Raw genomic sequence first — 16,535 nt, 5'->3', positions numbered from 1 at the left:
ACGTGAGCAGGCTCCAGGTCGTCAGTGGCAAGGGCGGTACCGGCAAGACCACGGTGGCCGCGGCCCTAGCGCTGGCCCTGGCCACGGAGGGGAAGCGGACGCTTCTCGTCGAGGTCGAGGGTCGCCAGGGCATCGCGCAGCTCTTCGAGACGGAGACGCTGCCCTATGAGGAGCGGAAGATCGCCGTCGCTCCCGGGGGCGGGGAGGTGTACGCCCTGGCCATCGACCCCGAACTGGCCCTTCTGGACTACCTCCAGATGTTCTACAAACTCGGCGGAGCGGGACGCGCCCTGAAGAAACTCGGGGCGATCGACTTCGCGACCACGGTCGCGCCCGGCCTCCGGGACGTCCTCCTGACCGGCAAGGCCTGCGAGGCCGTCCGCCGCAAGGAGAAGAGCGGGCGGTTCGTCTACGACTACGTGGTGATGGACGCCCCGCCGACGGGCCGCATCACCCGCTTCCTGAACGTCAACGACGAGGTGGCCGGCCTCGCGAAGATCGGCCCGATACACAATCAGGCGCAGGCGGTGATGCGGGTCCTCAAGTCGCCGGAGACGGCCGTGCACCTGGTGACCCTCCTGGAGGAGATGCCGGTCCAGGAGACCGCGGACGGCTTCGCCGAGCTGCGGGCGGCCCGGCTGCCGGTGGGCCGGATCATCGTCAACATGGTCCGCCCCGAGGTGCTCGACGCGACCGACCTCGACCTCGTGCGGGAGATGCCCCGCACCGCCGTGGCCCAGGCACTGTCCTCCGCCGGCCTCGGCGGGGCACGGCGCGGCGGCAACGCCGAGAAGCTGGTCGACCCGCTGCTGGCCCAGGCCGAGGAGTACGCCGCGCGGTACACGCTGGAGCACGACCAGCGGGCCGTCCTGGCCGAGCAGGGCCTGCCGCTGCACGAACTGCCGTTGCTCACCGAGGGCATGGACCTCGGGGGCCTGTACGAACTCGCCAGCGAGCTGCGGAAGCAGGGGATGTCATGAGTCCGGACCCGGCCCAGGCGCAGGACCCCGCCCGCGACCGCACGACCTCCTCCACCCGGGATTCCCGCTCGCACCGCATCACCCACGCGCGCGTGCTCGACGTGGATCCGCTGATCGACGACCCGGAGACCCGCATCGTGGTCTGCTGCGGCTCCGGCGGGGTCGGCAAGACGACCACCGCGGCTGCGCTCGGGCTGCGGGCCGCCGAGCGCGGGCGCAGGGTCGTCGTGCTGACCATCGACCCGGCGCGGCGGCTCGCCCAGTCCATGGGGATCGACTCGCTGGACAACACCCCGCGGCGCGTGAAGGGCGTCGACGGGGACGGCGAGCTGCACGCCATGATGCTCGACATGAAGCGCACCTTCGACGAGATCGTCGAGGCGCACGCGGACCGCGAGCGGGCGGCCGCGATCCTCAACAACCCCTTCTACCAGTCGCTTTCGGCGGGCTTCGCGGGCACGCAGGAGTACATGGCGATGGAGAAGCTGGGCCAGCTGCGTGCCCAGCACGACTGGGACCTGATCGTGGTGGACACCCCGCCGTCCCGCTCGGCGCTCGACTTCCTGGACGCGCCGAAACGTCTCGGCTCCTTCCTGGACGGCAAGCTGATCCGGCTGCTGACCGCTCCGGCGAAGCTCGGCGGACGGGCCGGGATGAAGTTCCTGAACGTCGGCATGTCGATGATGACCGGCACGCTCGGCAAGCTCCTCGGCGGTCAGCTGCTCAAGGACATCCAGACGTTCATCTCCGCGATGGACACCACCTTCGGCGGGTTCCGCACCCGCGCGGACGCCACGTACAAGCTGCTCCAGGCGCCCGGTACGGCGTTCCTGGTGGTCGCGGCGCCGGAGCGGGACGCGCTGCGCGAGGCGGCGTACTTCGTGGAGCGGCTGGCGGCCGAGGAGATGCCCCTGGCCGGTCTGGTCCTCAACCGGGTGCACGGCAGCGGAGCCGCCCGGCTGTCTGCCGAGCGGGCACTCGCCGCCGCGGAAAATCTTGAAGAGCCCCGCATTGTCGATCAGATGGGTGGGAAAGCTGGACTTCGTAACTCTCCCGACACGTACGGCAGTTCAGATTCGCCCGGTCCCAGCTCTCCCGGTTCCCAGGCATCGGCTCGTGACGAAGGCTCCCCCGCCACCACGGACGACGAGCGATCCGCCGACCGGCAGTCCGACGGCCACCAGTCCGACGACGAGCGATCCGTCGATCAACTCACCGCAGGCCTGCTGAAGTTGCACGCCGAGCGGATGCGGCTGCTCTCCCGCGAGCAGCGCACACGTGACCGCTTCACCGCACGTCATCCCGAGGTGGCCGTGGCCGAGGTGGCCGCGCTGCCCGGCGATGTGCATGACCTCGCGGGGCTGCGGGACATCGGGGACCGGCTCGCGGCCGGTCGGCCGGAGCTGCCCGAGACGAAGGTCTGACGCGCACCCCGGGGGATCTGACCCGGGGACGCCACCCCCCAGGACGCGCACCCCGGGGATCGCCCGAGGTCGGCCCCGAGGGGGACCGGTGGGGGTCAGCCCACCGCCGCGTAGTTCTCGTAGATCTCGTCGTCGTCGAGGGGGATGATGCCGACCCCTCGTTCATACTCGATACGCGCGGTCTCCAGTAGCCGGCGCCATGAAGTGACAGTGGGCCGCCTGCGCAGCAGTGCGCGGCGCTCCCGCTCCGTCATTCCTCCCCACACGCCGAATTCGACGCGGTTGTCGAGCGCATCGGCGAGGCACTCCGTGCGCACCGGACATCCGGTGCACACTGCCTTCGCCCTGTTCTGCGCTGCTCCTTGAACGAACAGTTCATCCGGATCGGTAGTGCGGCAGGCCGCCTGCGCACTCCAGTCGGTTACCCAGCCCATACCGGCGCCGTCCTCTCCCGAATCGAGGCTCCCCCACGGCGGCAGCGGCATATTCACCGCCGCCAGTTGAGGACGTTACGGAAGGTGGGCACAGCGCAACACCCCCTTCGGGCCCAATCTTGAATGGCCCGAACGGACTATGGGTAAGCGGCAGATCACCCGGGGGAGTGAGCTGACGACATGCGTGACTTTCCCGGCAAAGCGGGACAGTTGACATGCGCCACAAGGGGCACCAGGTGACACAGGAGGCGGATTCGGACACGCCCCCGACAAAAAACAGGGAACGACCGGAACGATTCGGGGTCGCCGGACGTATTGATACGTGACCGCTCTGCTGTGACAGTTGAGAGCAGCTTAGGCCAACGCCTATACACGTGTCCGGCGAATGAGAACGTAGGCTGCCCCCATGCCAAAAAAGCGCTCGGGTGGTGGCCTGTCCCCCATGCAGCAGGCCGCCAAGTTCCTCGGTGTCAGTGTGCTCGCCGGCGCCGTCATGGCCGGAATCGCGATGCCCGCGGCCGGCGCGCTCGGACTCGCTGCCAAGGGCTCGGTCCAGGGATTCGACGACATCCCGGACAATCTGAAGAGCCCTCAGCTGAGCCAGCGCACCACGATCCTGGACAGCAAGGGCAACCAGATCGCCTCGGTCTACTCCCGTGACCGCACGGTGGTGGAGCTCAAGGACATCTCGCCGTACATGCAGAAGGCGATCGTCGCGATCGAGGACTCGCGCTTCTACCAGCACGGCGCGATCGACCTGAAGGGCGTCCTGCGCGCCCTCAACAAGAACGCGCAGAGCGGCGGGGTCTCCCAGGGCGCCTCGACCCTCACCCAGCAGCTGGTGAAGAACTACTTCGTGGAGGAGGCCGGTGACGACCCGACGAAGGTCGCCCAGGCCACCCAGCAGACACTCGGCCGCAAGGTCAAGGAGCTGAAGTACGCGATCCAGATCGAGGAGAAGCTCGGCAAGAAGAAGATCCTCGAGAACTACCTGAACATCACGTTCTTCGGGGAGCAGGCCTACGGCGTCGAGGCCGCCTCCGAGCGCTACTTCTCCAAGCACGCCAAGGACCTCACCCTCCAGCAGTCGGCACTCCTCGCGGGCATCGTCCAGTCGCCCACGCGCTACGACCCGATCAACGACGAGGCCGAGGCCAAGAAGCGGCGCAACACCGTGCTGGCCCGCATGGCGGAGGTCGGCGACATCTCCAAGGCGGAGGCGGACGCGGCCGAGAAGACTGACCTCGGCCTCAAGGTCAGCCAGCCGAAGAACGGCTGCATCACCGCCGTCAAGGGCGCCAGCTTCTTCTGCAAGTACGTCGAGAACGTCTTCCTGAGCGACCCGGTCTTCGGCAAGACCAAGGAGGCCCGGGCGAAGATCTGGAACCAGGGCGGCCTGACCATCCGTACGACGCTGGACCCGCAGGCGCAGGACTCGGTGCAGGCCTCGCTCAAGGACCACATCTACAAGTCGGACTCGGTCGCCGCGGCGGCCACCCTGGTCGAACCCGGCACCGGCAAGATCCTCGGCATGGGCCAGTCCCGGCCGTACGGCTACGGCAAGAACGAGACGGAGTACAACTACTCGGTCAACGCCGACATGGGTGGCTCGAACTTCGGCTTCCCGACCGGTTCGACGTTCAAGCCGTTCGTCGCGGCCGCCGCGCTGGAGCAGGGCCTGCCCGCCACACAGCAGTACCCGGCGCCGTACTCGATGGACTACCCGAGCCCCGTCTCGACCTGCAGCGGCAAGAACTGGGTCAACACGGGCGGCGCGACGGTGGAGAACGAGAGCGAGTCGGAGCACGGTCCGTACGCGCTGAAGGAGGCGATGGCCAAGTCGGTCAACACCTACTTCGTGCAGATGATCTCCGACATCGGCCTGTGCCCCGTGGTGAGCATGACCAACAAGCTCGGCGTAGTGCAGGGCAACGGCGACAAGATCCCCGAGGTCCCGGCCATCGCGCTCGGCTCGAAGGGCCTCTCGCCGCTGACGATGGCCACCGCGTACGCGGCCTTCGCCAACGAGGGCACGTACTGCACCCCGATCGCCATCGAGTCCATCACCCAGAAGGTGGGCAACGAGGAGAAGTCGCTCGCCGTCCCGAAGTCGACCTGCTCGCGGGCGATGAGCAAGAAGACCGCCGACACCATCAACACCGTGCTGCGCGGTGTGGTCGACTCCGGCACCGGCCAGGAGGCCGGCCTCACCGACCGCGAGAGCGCCGGTAAGACCGGTACGACGGACGCCCGCAAGAACGCCTGGTTCGTCGGCTACACCCCGAACCTGGCCGGCGCGGTCTGGGTCGGCAGCCCCAAGCAGAACGTCGAGATGACCAACATCCGCATCGGCGGGGTCTACCACGACGAGGTCTACGGCGCCGACACCCCCGGCCCGATCTGGAAGGACGCCATGACCGGCGCCCTCGAAGGCAAGCAGGCCCAGTCCTTCACCCTCGTCAACATCCCGGACCCCGCGAAGGACAAGGACAAGGGAAACGACGGCGGCAAGAACAACGACAACGGCGGGAACAACAACGGGGGCAACAACAACGGCGGGAACAACAACGGCGGCCTGACCACCAACGGCGGCACTGACGGCGGCGCCAACCCCGACCCGACGTTCTCCTTCCCCGACGGCTTCTTCCAGGGCAACGGAAACGGCGGGAACAACGGCAACGGAAACGGCGGCAGGGGCTAGCCCCGAGCCCATCCGATCCGCCTCTTCGCCTACGACGACGGGGGCGCCCCTTTCACCAGGGGCGCCCCCGTCGTCGTAGCGGAACGGCTCTCTCCAGGCGGCCGGGTCAGCCGGCGAGGAGCTTCTTCACCACGGCGGCGACGCGGCCGCCGTCGGCCAGGCCTGCGACCTTCGGGTTCACGATCTTCATCACGGCGCCCATGGCACGCGGGCCCTCGGCACCGGCGGCCTTCGCCTCCTCGACCGCCTGGGAGACGATCGCGGTCAGCTCCTCGTCACCGAGCTGCTTGGGCAGGTACTCGGCGAGGATCTCGCCCTCCGCCTTCTCCTGCGCGGCCTGCTCGGGACGACCGCCCTGAGCGAAGGCGTCCGCGGCCTCGCGACGCTTCTTCGCCTCCTTGGTGATCACCTTGAGGACCTCGTCGTCGGAGAGCTCACGCTTCTCCTTGCCCGCGACCTCCTGATTGGTGATCGCGGAGAGCGTCAGCCGGAGCGTGGAGGAGCGCAGCTTGTCGTGCGCCTTGATCGCGGCGTTGAGGTCTTCCTGCAGCTTCGACTTGAGCGTGGTGGTCATGGGTTTGATTCTCGCAGGTGCGGGAGTGGGGGCGCCCGCAGATTTCGGGGGCTGTGGGGCGGGGGTGCGGGTGACGGCCTGGGGGGGCGGACGGGGGACAGTCGGGAGCGGCTTGGGTGGCGGCTTGGGTGGCGGCTTGAGAGGGCTCAGGTGGGAGCTCGGGTGAGGGCTTAAGTGGCCGCGCCCGACGGGGTGTCAGTGAGGTCTGACACGATGGAGGTATGCGCGCGCGATACGGAGTACCTCTGGGAATTGCGGCGGCAGGCGCCGCCGGTCTGGTCTACGCGGCGGGCTTCGAAGTCCGCTCCTTCCGGCTGCGACGGGTGACGGTCCCGGTCCTGCCGGCCGGCATGCGCCCGCTCAGAGTCCTCCAGGTCTCCGACATCCACATGGTCGGCGGCCAGCGCAAGAAGCAGCGCTGGCTGCGCTCGCTGGCGGGCCTGCGCCCCGACTTCGTGATCAACACCGGCGACAACCTCTCCGACCCGGAGGGCGTCCCCGAGGTGCTGGACGCGCTGGGCCCGCTGATGGACTTTCCCGGGGCGTACGTCTTCGGCTCGAACGACTACTACGGCCCCACACTCCGCAACCCCGCCCGGTACCTGCTGGAGAAGAGCGCGGGCCGCCACGGCCTGAACGGCAACCCGCCCGTCACCGGCATCGTCCACAACCCGTGGGAGGACCTGCGGGACGGCTTCGACGCCGCGGGCTGGCTGAACCTGACGAACACCCGGGGGACGCTCAAGCTGGACGGCGTCTCCGTGGAGTTGACCGGCCTGGACGACCCCCACATCAAGCGCGACCGCTACGCCCGCGTGGCCGGCGGCCCGTCCGACGACGCCGACTTCTCCATGGGCGTGGTGCACGCGCCGTACCTCCGCGCCCTGGACGCCTTCACGGCGGACGGCTACCCCCTGATCCTCGGCGGCCACACCCACGGCGGCCAGCTGTGCATCCCGTTCTACGGCGCGCTGGTCACGAACTGCGACCTGGACACGGACCGGGTCAAGGGCCTGTCCCGGCACACGGCGGAGGGGAAGACGTCGTATCTGCACGTGTCGGCCGGATGCGGAACGAGCCGGTACACACCGGTGCGGTTCGCTTGTCCGCCTGAGGCTACGTTGATGACGCTGGTGGGGCGGGAGTAGGGGCGGTTCGGTCAGGGCTGGTAGGGCCGGGGTGGTTGAGCCGGGGCTGGTAGGGCCAGGGCTGGTTCGGCCGGGGCCCGGGGGAACCAGGGCTGGCGGAGCTGGCGGGACCAGGGGCTGGTGGGCCAGGCTCACGCGTCCGGCGTTCGTGCGACCAGGGATCGCGCGGTCGGGGATCGTGCGGTCGGCGTAGCTCGTCCAGCCCACCCGTATCGCCCGATTCCTCCCCGCTGCCTAGCGTGAGGGCATGACCGCCCCGATACCCAGGGACATCCCGGACCTCCCCGCGGTACCCGGCATGCCCGCGCTGCTCGCCTCACCCGTTCCCGCCACCGCGGTGGTGGCCCCGTACTCCCGCCCGCTGACGGCGGCGTACCGACTGCTGGTCGCGTCGGTCGCGGCAGCGGCGGTGACCGTCGACCTGTTGCTCGGCAGCCCGATCCGGGTGCTGACGTACTTCACGATCCAGAGCAACATCCTGCTGGCGCTGGTCATGCTCGCCACGGCCGGCCGAGCGTGGACGGCCCGCCGCCCGGTCTCCCCCCTGGTCACGGGCGCGGCACTGCTCTATGTCACGATCACGGGCCTGGTGTACCACCTGCTCCTGGTGCCGCACGCGTCGAGCCCGTTCGCGATGACCGGCGGAAGCGTCACGGGCTGGCAGGCGGTGACCAACCAGGTCCTGCACACGGTGACGCCGATCGCCGCGGTGATCGACTGGCTGTTCCTGACCGCCCCCGGCCGGCTACGGCTGCGGATGGTGGCGACGTGGCTGCTGTACCCGCTGACATACCTGGCGGTGTCGCTGGGCCGCGGCGAACTGATCCTCCCCGGCACACCGGGCCGCTACCTCTACTCGTTCCTGGACGTCGAACGGCACGGCTACAAGAGCGTCCTGGGCAACGCCCTCCTCCTCGGCCTCGCCTTCTACGCCCTCTCCGTCCTCCTCGTGGCCCTCGACCACGTCCGCCCGAACCTCGTCCGCCACCGCGCCAAAACCGGATTTCGTCTCCAGCCACCGGTGGGCTAAAGTAAACGACGTCGCCGCGATGAGCAGCAACACTCGCAAGATGAGTGGCGACATCGGGGTGTAGCGCAGCTTGGCAGCGCGCTTCGTTCGGGACGAAGAGGTCGTGGGTTCAAATCCCGCCACCCCGACTGTGAAATAGCACGTCAGGTCCGATGCTGAGAGGTCAGCATCGGACCTGATTTGTTGTACGGGGTACAAGTGAGACGTATTACGTCTCGAGCCTGTCCGGGTGTCTCTGGAGAGCTGTTCCTCGGCTGCGCGGAGGTATCTGCGGGCGATACGGCGATCACCATGCGCCCCTGGGCTGTTGCGAACGATCGGCGGCTCTTACCCCGCACCCGTGTGGGGAGACGGAGGCAACCCCGACACGTGGGGCAGCCAACCCGCGCTCCCAAGGCCCGGCCCCGACCCCCGCCCCGCCCTCCGCCGCCCCACGCCCCGCCCTCAGTACGTCAACGCATCCCCCGCGCTGGACAGCCAGTAGGTCACGCGCAGGGAGTCGTCGACGTGGACGCCGTTCGGCGGGAGTGCCGGTGTGGCCGCCGGGCTGATGCCGTTGTTGTCGCGGTCGTAGAAGTAGACGGCGAGGGACCGGGCCGTGCGGCCGTTGGCGCCGGAGCCGTCGTCCCCGCCGGAGAGGGCCACGCCCGCGTAGCCGGACCGGCCCGGGGCGAGGGTGGTGACCGCCTGGGGCTGGGACTCCTTCATCACCGGGGGGACCGACTGGGCGTCGTCGAAGTTGAGCGCCGGGTAGTAGTAGAGGTCGCAGGTCTTGGTGCCGGTGTTGGTGACCGTGAGCAGCATGTGGTTGACGGGGCGGGAGACCGGCTGGGCGGTCACCTTCGTGTTGGCGCCGCTGCACGGGACGCTGCGCTCCGAGGTGTTCGAGCCGGTGCCCGAGCCTGTGTCCGAGCCGGTGCCCGAGCCTTTGCCTCCCCCGGTCGAGGAGTTGCCCGACTGGGAGTCGCCCGACGTCGAGCCACCCTCCGTCGAGCCGCCTGCCTGCCCCGTCCCGCCCGTCTTCTCCGGGGCCGGGGTCGACGTCGGCGCCGTCGCGTTGGTCCTCGCCGGTCCCTCGTCCTGTACTCCCTGCTTGTCGCTGCAGGCGGTGAGGGAGAGGGCGGCGAGGGCGACGGTGGCCGCGGCGAAGAGGCGGGTACGGGGGCGGGCGGTGAACGCGGGCATGGTGATCCCTTTCGGAAAGGCCGGGGAGGCGTGGGTGGACGGTGGGGACGGCTGAGAGGTCGCCGGCCGGCCAACCGTTCGGCGGGCGGCGTGCTTTGATGACCGCAGCTTGTGCCGCTTTCCGTCCCACCCGCTACGACAGCCGGGATCTACGGAACCCTGGAACGCCCGCACCGGCTCTTAGCTGGGGGAACAGTGACTCCCTGGAACGCTCGACTGGAATGGGGGCATGGTGGCGGGGCCTGAGGAGACGGCGGATTTCGCGGCGCTGATACGGGAGCTGAAGGACCGTTCGGGACTGAGTTACGGCGTGCTCGCGAAGCGACTGCACATGAGTACGTCGACGTTGCACCGCTACTGCAACGGCGATGCCGTGCCCACGGAGTACGCCCCCGTCGAGCGGTTCGCCCGGCTCTGCAAGGCGACCCCGGAGGAGCTCATCGAGGCCCACCGCCGGTGGATCCTGGCCGACGGGGCACGCCAGCGGGAGCGGAGGGCCGCCACCTCGGCCGGGGCGGCAGCGGCAACCCCGGACCCGAGCACCGACACCAGCACCTCTGCTCCCACCAGCACCCCTGCTCCCACCCGGACCGAAACCGAAGCCGAGCCAGACGCCGAGACAGACGCCGAAGCAGACTCCGGCACCGATACCGATACCGATACCGGCACCGGCACCGGCACCGGCACCGGCACCGAGCCGACCCCCACACCCCGCACACCCCGCACACCCCCCACACTCCCCTCCCCCGACAGCCCCACCCCCCGCACCCGCCGCCGCACCGCCCTCCTCGCCGCCGCCGCGGTAGCCGTGGTCCTCGCCGTCACCGCCCTCGTCCCCCATCTCGTCCATCTCGTCTCCGATGACGGCGGCGGCGACAGCAAGCAGCGGGCCGGTTCCGTCGCCTCCGACGGGCAGGAGACCGGCCCCGGCTCCGACTCGGCCCCGCCGAAGCCGAAGCCGACGTCGAAGGCGACCTCCTCGTCCTCCCCCTCCACCGGCACGAGCCCCTCCGAGTCCGCGAGGACCGGCGGCGGCGCACCCGCGGGCACGACAGGCGAAGGCGGCAGCGAAGGCGGCGGTCCGGACCCGTCGGCGGCCGTTCCGCTGACCGTCACGACCCGGCCGTACGCCTGGGAGAGTCCGTGCAGTCAGACCTACCTGGTCGACGAGGACGCCGCGAAGGTGCCGCCGCCGCCCACCGAGCAGGACGCGCCGAGCTGGGTGAGTGCGCTGGGGGCCGTGTCTGCGGACAGCCAGTATCTGGAGCTGACCGTGCAGGGCACGGGCGAGGACACCGTCGTACTGCAGTCGCTGAACGTACGGGTGGTCGGCAGCGGGGCGCCGCTCGCGCGGAACGCGTATGCCATGGGCTATGTGGGCGTCGGCTGCGGCGGCGGGGTGCCCACGCACTCCTTCGACGTCGGGCTGGACGCGACCCGGCCGGTGGCCACGCCGAAGGCCGGGCAGACCGGGCTGCCGTACAAGGTGAGCGAGAGCGACCCCGAGGTCCTGTACGTCACGGCCGCCGCGGCCTCGCACGATGTGCGCTGGTATCTGGAGCTGGCGTGGAGCAGCGGCACCCGGCACGGGGTGCTGCGCATCGACGACCAGGGGAAGCCGTTCCGCACCAGCGGGATGAACGGACGCCCGCGCTACGGCTATTCGCTGGAGAAGAGCGAGTGGGTGCCGCACCAGGACGACTGACGTCCGGAGGCCGCGGCCACCGCGTTGACACGACCCGTCACCGCACGTTGACTGGCAGCACGGCGCAGCGCAGTGGCCGGTGCACGGACGAATCCCAGAAACGCCTTCGGGTGGAACGGAAGCGATTCCCGATGATGTACGACCAGACACGCGCCCAACAGCCCGCAGGTCAGAACAAGGCTCCCGCCGAGCGACGCACCCCGGGCCCGGAGCCGTTGCTCCCGCCGGGCGAGCGCGACCAGGTCCTCGATCGGCTGCGGCACGCGCTGAACACCTTCGCGGACACTCCGCTCGACGCGTTGCGGGAGGCGGAGAGCGCCTACGACGAGGCGACCGCCCATCTCGCCACCGCCCTCGCGGCCCGCCGCGAGGCCCTGCGTGCCGCCTGGGCCGGCCAGGAGTCCGACGCCCGGTCCGAGGAGTTCCGCAACGCGCTCCGGCAGTACCGCGAGATCACCCAACGCCTGCTCCAGCTCTAGCAGTCGGCCGCCCCGCCCACCCCGCTCACCCGCGTGATCGCCGACTCCACCGCGCCGATCCGCTCGGCCAGCACCTCGAGTGCGGCGACAGCCCGCCGCAGCGGCTCGTCCTCCGCCGCTCCCCGCTGCCTCACCCAGGCCTCCTTCAACTCGGCCCAGCGCGCGGCCTGTTCCGTGCTCAGCGTGCCGCGCAGCTCCCCGAGCTTCAGCAGGTTCGCCTCGGCATCGGTCGCCAGGGTCTGTGCCTCGGCGGTGTAGTGGTCGTCGACCACGGCGGCCAGCTCACGGGAGTTCATCACCGGCTCGATGCGCTGGACGATGCGGTTCATCGTGCGGTACGACCCCTGGAGCCGGAACGGCGGTTCCGTGCGGGCCGTGTCCGTCGCGCCCGCCGACGCCATGTACGCGGAGTTGACCACGAGAACCGTGTCCCGGGCGGTGAGCAGGTGCCCCAACACGGCCAGGACACGGGCCAGTTCGGCGGGCTCGCAGGCGTAGGACAGCCGGTCCGCGCGGGCCGAGGGGTCGCCTTCCGCGAGCCGGATCAGCAGGTCCAGATCGGCGCGGTCGCGGCCGGCCAGCGAGGCGAGCACCGGGTGGGAGGTCAGCGCGTTCTCGACGAAACTCAGCGCGAACACCGCCTCCTTGCCGGTGAGGACGTCGCCGAGGTTCCAGACGTCGGCACGGTTGGCCAGCATGTCGGGGACCCGGAACCGCCCGCCCGACTCGGTGTAGGGGTTGCCGGTCATGCAGACGGCGAACCGCTTCCCCCGGAGGTCGTAGGTGCGCGGCAGGCCCTCCCACACGCCCTCCATCCGCCGGGTCGCGTCGCACAACGGGATGAATTTCTCCAGGAGTTCGGGCGAGGTGTGCTGGATGTCGTCGAGGTGGAGCAGCACGTTGTTGCCGGCCGCCAGCGCGAAGTTGATCTTCTCCACCTCCTGGCGGGCGGTGGCGTTCGGCGCCTCGGCCGGGTCGAGGGAGGTGACCTCGCGCCCGAGGGCGGGCCCGCCGACCTTGACCAGCACCAGCCCGAGCCGCTCGGCGACGTACTCCATGAGGGTCGTCTTGCCGTACCCCGGTGGCGAGACGAGCAGCAGCAGGCCGCTGGTGTCGGTGCGCCGGCCCTCCCCCGTCGTGCCGATCTGCCGCGCCAGGCTGTCGCCGACCAGCGGGAGGTACACCTCGTCGACCAGCCGTCCCCGCACGAAGGCCGACATCACCCGCGGCCGGTACTCGTCGAGCCGCAGCCGGGCTCGTTCGGCCGCCACGAGTGCCGTGCGGCGACGCTGGTAGGCGCGATGGCCCGGAACGTCCGAGGCTCTGAACTCCCGTGTCCTGCCGAGGAATTCATCGATCCGGAGCGGCAGCGAACCCGCCTCGACGCGCGGATGCGTGCCCAGCAGTCCTCCGACCGTCTCCGTCAGCCGCGCGTCCGACTCGTAGCGCGGCACGTCCGGGCAGAGTTCGGCGGCCACCGCCTCCGCGAGGTCCCCGGGGTCGGCCTCCGTGCCGGACGCCGTCGCGTAGGCGGTCAGCCACGCCTCCACCAGCTGGCGGCGGGCGGGCAGGTCGGCGACGGCGCGCACATCGTCGTCGTAGGCAGAACTCCCCACCGCGCGGCGGAACTTGTCGAGCAGCGTGCGGGCGGCGGCGCTGATCACGAAGCCCTCGGGGCCGGTGGTGAGTTCGTCGAAGAGGTACGCGGCGGCCGGCTCGCCCGTGTGGTCCGCCAGCTCGGTGAGGAAGTCGGCGACGGCCGGGGTCGGTCCGAAGGTGTCGCGGGCCCGTGCCAGCGAGCGCGCCCGGCGGGTCCAGCCCGCACGCTCCGCCGGTCCCGTGCCGTGCGCCCAGAACTCCAACGCCCGTGCGCGGCCGTCGGGTTGGTGCCGCAGCAGGCCCGCGCCGTCGTACCGGCGGAGCACGGCGGCGAGGATCGCGGTCGCGTCGTGGTCGTGCACACCGCGTTCGTAGCCCTCGTCGTACGACTCCTGCGCGGCCCGGCGGACCAGGGCGGCGAGGTCGGGTTCCTGGGCGAGGGCCTGGGCGCCGTGGTCGTCGAGGAGGCGGGCGGCGAGGTGTTCGGCGCGGTAGACCCGCGGTGACTCGGAGGGCAGCGGGCGGTCCCAGAAGCGGCGGGTCTCCGCGAACTCCGGGTCCCTGACCGGGATGCGGTAGTCCGTGCCGGTGAGGGCGAAGGCGAGGCCGTCGCCGGACGGGACCAGCGTGAGGTCGAGGGGCTCGGTGTTCACGGCGAAACGGTGGCGGCCCAGACGCAGGGTCCGGCCGCCGTCCGTGGAGAGGTCGGCGCGGTCGCGCAGGGCACGGACCGCCTCCTCGCGGGCCGCGCCCAGTCGGCCGGTCAGCTCCTCCGCCCGTACCTGGTCGCCCAGTTCGCGCAGTCGGGCGACCGTACGGCGGACCTTCGTGACCATCGGATCGGACGCGAAGTACGTGCTGACGGCGTCGGCGTCGGCGAGCGTGGCCGCGCGCCGCACGACCGTCTCCAGGACGCGGACCGCCGACGCCGCCGACTGTTCGGCCCTGCGGGCGCGTTCGTCGGCCAGGGTCTGCCTGCGGGCGGCGAAGGTCTCGTAGATCTCGGTGCGCTTGCCGGTGAGGTCGGCAAGGAAGTCGTCGAAGTCGGTGAAGCGGGCTTCCAGGTTCTCCAACTGGACGAGGAGTCCGCTCAGTTGTGTGTCGCAGGCCTCGGGTGTCGGCGTGTCCGCGAGCGCGCCGGTCACCGCCTGGCCGAGCAGCGCGAACTCGGCCGCGAACTCCGCCCTGCCTTCCCGGTCCTGGAGTTCGCGGCGCCGGGCGTCCAGCGTGGCGCGGGCCCGGTTGACCCCGCCCAGGACCTCGGCGATCCGCTCCAGGATGGACGTACGGACCGTGGCGTCACCGATGTCGAGCCCGGCTATCACCTCGGTCACCGTCCGCAGCCCGTCGGTGAGTTCGTCGAGCCGGGCGGCGACGGGTGCCGCCTGCGCGACCGTGGCCGGCTCACCCGCCTCCGCGACCAGCCCGGCGATCACCTCGTGGTGTCCGGCGAACGCGTCCTCCCGCTCCAGGAACGCGACCGCCCGCTGCCCGAACGCCGTGAGTTCCGCCGCCGCCTCGCCCGCGACCTCCTCGATCCGGGCCGTGTCCGCGTACCGCGCCTCCTTCAGCGTGAGCACATGCCCCTGCGCGCGCCGGAGTTCGGTCAGCCCCGTGACCCATCCGGTCGCGTCCCGTGGCGCCTCGCCCCGCAACCGCCGTACCAGTCCGGTGAGTTGCGCCGAGGCCTCGGCGAGGGCGTCGACGGCCTGCCCAGTGAGCGTCCGGACGGTCTCGAACTCGGCCAGGACCTGTTCCGCCGTGCCCCGCACCTCCTCCAACGGGCCGCCCAGGTCGCCGAGTTCGGCATCCCCGAGCCAGTGGTACGCGTCCGCCGCCCGCACACACGCGGCGACCAGCGCCTCGTACACCTCCGCCGTGGGCTCCATCCCGGCGACCGCTCCCGCGAGGGACAGGCAGTCGGAGATCCCGCGCACGAGATCGGCGTTGCCGACCCGGGACAGCGGCCCGGAGCCGACGAGCCGCGCGGCGGCGAAGGTGTCCGAGACATACGGGGTACGCCAGACCCGCACAGGATGGACCCGGGCCGCCTCCCCCTCGCCGCCCGCGCGCAGCACCGTCAGCACGCCGTCGTCGAAGAGCGCCCACCCCTGGCAGGACAGCGGGTTGGCGACCTCCTCAGGGATCATGTTGTACGGCAGCAGGAGGCTCCGGCCGGACACCCGCGCCCGGTACGCGAACAGCACGTCCTCACCGTTGGGCGAGCGCACCACCCGCTCCGACTCCAGCCCCGCGGTGTCCACGTCGAAGGTCTTCCACACCCCCGTGGCCAGGCAGTACCCGCCCGGGAACACGATCCCCCGCTCCTCCGGCAGCCGCTGACACGAGAGCCCGATCCCGTCGAGCCGGACGACTCCTGCGGTCAGCGTGTTGAAGACCAGGTAGCGCCGGCTCTCCTCCTTGTACGGGCGGACGCGCAGCAGCACCAGCGCCCCCACCCGCGCGTACGCGATCTCCGCGTCGGCCGCCGACTGCAAGGGCTCGTCCACCGGCTCGGAGTAGATCCCCTCCGCCGTCCCGGTGTCGTCCTCGACCTTCACGGTGAGCAGGCCGCCCACCGTGCCGACGTACAGCCCGTCCTGGATCCGGACGTGCGGATGCCGGCCGGGCACCTGGTCCTCGCGGGCCGTCTCCGTCCAGTCGACGTCGTACGGCGGCGGGAGGACGTGATCGCGTTCCCCGTGCGCGTCCAGGAAGGCCGCCGCCCGGCCGTCCTCCGGCACCGCCCAGCGCAGCACCCGGATGTCGTCGGCCTTCTCGCCGGTGCGGAACACGGCGAGCAGCTTGCCGTCGACCAGCCGGAGCCGCAGCAGCCGGGCCTGGCGGTAGTACCGGTGCAGGGCGGTGAACTCCCGTACGAAGTCCGGGTCGTCGAGGAGTCCGGGCACGGCGTTCTCGGGCAGCCGGCGCAGGTCGTGGCGGTCGTGCAGGGCGAGGACGTCGGCGACCGCCGTCTCGCGGGTCACACCGTGGGAGACCTGGCGGCCGAAGAGGAGTACGTCCCCCACGGCGACGAGGTCGCGCGGGACGGCCGGGTGCTCGGTGTCGAGGCGTTCGGTGCCGGTGAGTTCGAGGCGGGTGGAGCCGAACTCCTCGGTGCGGCGGGCGTTGAGGGCCTCCGCGCGGCGGGCGAGTTCGGCGGCCTGTGCGGCGAGGCGGTCGCGCAGGACCTCGTAGGTGCCGGTGTCCAGGCCGGTGGTCATGGGTGCCTCTCAGATCTCGGGTGGGCTCGGCCGAGTCCGGAACTGCCGTCCC

General features: G+C 70.8%; 11 protein-coding genes and 1 tRNA gene. 8 read left to right on the top strand and 4 right to left on the bottom strand.

The annotated features are described in order from the left end of the window. The first annotated feature begins 2 nt into the window (after positions 1-2). Both ACIPTO_RS34145 and ACIPTO_RS34140 read left to right on the top strand, forming a co-directional pair. A complete protein-coding gene (locus ACIPTO_RS34145; protein ID WP_366322377.1) occupies positions 3-980 on the top strand; it encodes an ArsA-related P-loop ATPase in 978 nt (325 codons plus the stop codon). Continuing rightward, positions 977-2,404: an ArsA family ATPase gene (locus ACIPTO_RS34140; RefSeq protein WP_366322379.1), complete on the top strand. Its 1,428-nt coding sequence runs from the start codon at positions 977-979 to the stop codon at positions 2,402-2,404. Before ACIPTO_RS34145 ends, ACIPTO_RS34140 begins: the two co-directional genes overlap by 4 nt. A 95-nt stretch (positions 2,405-2,499) precedes the next feature. Here the strand turns inward: ACIPTO_RS34140 and wblA are convergent, their stop codons facing one another. Further along, entirely contained in the window at positions 2,500-2,838 is a 339-nt protein-coding gene (gene wblA, locus ACIPTO_RS34135) for a transcriptional regulator WblA (RefSeq protein ID WP_019063745.1), read from the bottom strand. Between the two features lie 406 nt (positions 2,839-3,244). Here wblA and ACIPTO_RS34130 point away from each other — a divergent pair, with 406 nt between their 5' ends. Further along, positions 3,245-5,539 carry a transglycosylase domain-containing protein gene (locus tag ACIPTO_RS34130; RefSeq protein WP_366322381.1) on the top strand — a complete coding sequence of 765 codons (2,295 nt, stop codon included), beginning with the start codon at positions 3,245-3,247 and terminating at the stop codon, positions 5,537-5,539. Positions 5,540-5,645: 106 nt separating this feature from the next. Here ACIPTO_RS34130 and ACIPTO_RS34125 read toward each other — a convergent pair whose 3' ends face one another. Further along, positions 5,646-6,113, bottom strand: coding sequence for a GatB/YqeY domain-containing protein (locus ACIPTO_RS34125; protein ID WP_366322383.1), 468 nt, complete (start codon positions 6,111-6,113; stop codon positions 5,646-5,648). A 221-nt stretch (positions 6,114-6,334) separates the two neighbouring features. On the opposite strand from ACIPTO_RS34125, the gene ACIPTO_RS34120 reads away from it, so the two are divergent. The 3 genes from ACIPTO_RS34120 to ACIPTO_RS34110 all read left to right on the top strand — a co-directional run bounded on the left by ACIPTO_RS34120 (position 6,335) and on the right by ACIPTO_RS34110 (position 8,419). After that, positions 6,335-7,261, top strand: a complete 927-nt coding sequence (locus ACIPTO_RS34120) for a metallophosphoesterase (protein ID WP_401198579.1) — start codon at positions 6,335-6,337, stop codon at positions 7,259-7,261. A 247-nt stretch (positions 7,262-7,508) separates the two neighbouring features. After that, the gene (locus ACIPTO_RS34115) at positions 7,509-8,291 is read left to right on the top strand and encodes a Pr6Pr family membrane protein (RefSeq protein WP_401198577.1); all 783 of its coding nucleotides are present in this window, start codon (positions 7,509-7,511) and stop codon (positions 8,289-8,291) included. Positions 8,292-8,345: 54 nt separating this feature from the next. Next, positions 8,346-8,419: transfer RNA gene (locus tag ACIPTO_RS34110), tRNA-Pro, on the top strand. Positions 8,420-8,735: 316 nt separating this feature from the next. On the opposite strand, the gene ACIPTO_RS34105 is transcribed toward ACIPTO_RS34110, so the two are convergent. Next, complete coding sequence (locus tag ACIPTO_RS34105) at positions 8,736-9,476, bottom strand: DUF4232 domain-containing protein (RefSeq protein WP_401198575.1); 741 nt, start codon at positions 9,474-9,476, stop codon at positions 8,736-8,738. Positions 9,477-9,705: 229 nt separating this feature from the next. Here ACIPTO_RS34105 and ACIPTO_RS34100 point away from each other — a divergent pair, with 229 nt between their 5' ends. Then, positions 9,706-11,181 carry a helix-turn-helix domain-containing protein gene (locus tag ACIPTO_RS34100; protein ID WP_401198573.1) on the top strand — a complete coding sequence of 492 codons (1,476 nt, stop codon included), beginning with the start codon at positions 9,706-9,708 and terminating at the stop codon, positions 11,179-11,181. A 131-nt stretch (positions 11,182-11,312) separates the two neighbouring features. Further along, positions 11,313-11,660 (top strand): hypothetical protein, encoded by a 348-nt coding sequence (locus tag ACIPTO_RS34095; protein ID WP_366322572.1) that lies wholly within the window; start codon positions 11,313-11,315, stop codon positions 11,658-11,660. On the opposite strand, the gene ACIPTO_RS34090 is transcribed toward ACIPTO_RS34095, so the two are convergent. Then, complete coding sequence (locus tag ACIPTO_RS34090) at positions 11,657-16,483, bottom strand: DNA repair ATPase (protein ID WP_401198571.1); 4,827 nt, start codon at positions 16,481-16,483, stop codon at positions 11,657-11,659. The two genes, ACIPTO_RS34095 and ACIPTO_RS34090, sit on opposite strands and share 4 nt — an antisense overlap. Positions 16,484-16,535: the final 52 nt, after the last annotated feature.

The organism is Streptomyces sp. NPDC090083 (assembly GCF_044747445.1).
GTDB lineage: Bacteria > Actinomycetota > Actinomycetes > Streptomycetales > Streptomycetaceae > Streptomyces.
The sequence above is the reverse complement of the archived record's forward strand: the minus strand, read 5'-3'. Positions and strand labels throughout refer to the sequence as shown.

Excerpts from the sequence above, each read along its gene's own strand:
- ACIPTO_RS34140 (WP_366322379.1), top strand. The coding sequence starts at position 977 with ATGAGTCCGGACCCGGCCCAGGCGCAGGACCCCGCCCGCGACCGCACG.
- wblA (WP_019063745.1), bottom strand. The coding sequence starts at position 2,838 with ATGGGCTGGGTAACCGACTGGAGTGCGCAGGCGGCCTGCCGCACTACC.
- ACIPTO_RS34130 (WP_366322381.1), top strand. The coding sequence starts at position 3,245 with ATGCCAAAAAAGCGCTCGGGTGGTGGCCTGTCCCCCATGCAGCAGGCC.
- ACIPTO_RS34125 (WP_366322383.1), bottom strand. The coding sequence starts at position 6,113 with ATGACCACCACGCTCAAGTCGAAGCTGCAGGAAGACCTCAACGCCGCG.
- ACIPTO_RS34120 (WP_401198579.1), top strand. The coding sequence starts at position 6,335 with ATGCGCGCGCGATACGGAGTACCTCTGGGAATTGCGGCGGCAGGCGCC.
- ACIPTO_RS34115 (WP_401198577.1), top strand. The coding sequence starts at position 7,509 with ATGACCGCCCCGATACCCAGGGACATCCCGGACCTCCCCGCGGTACCC.
- ACIPTO_RS34105 (WP_401198575.1), bottom strand. The coding sequence starts at position 9,476 with ATGCCCGCGTTCACCGCCCGCCCCCGTACCCGCCTCTTCGCCGCGGCC.
- ACIPTO_RS34100 (WP_401198573.1), top strand. The coding sequence starts at position 9,706 with ATGGTGGCGGGGCCTGAGGAGACGGCGGATTTCGCGGCGCTGATACGG.
- ACIPTO_RS34095 (WP_366322572.1), top strand. The coding sequence starts at position 11,313 with ATGATGTACGACCAGACACGCGCCCAACAGCCCGCAGGTCAGAACAAG.
- ACIPTO_RS34090 (WP_401198571.1), bottom strand. The coding sequence starts at position 16,483 with ATGACCACCGGCCTGGACACCGGCACCTACGAGGTCCTGCGCGACCGC.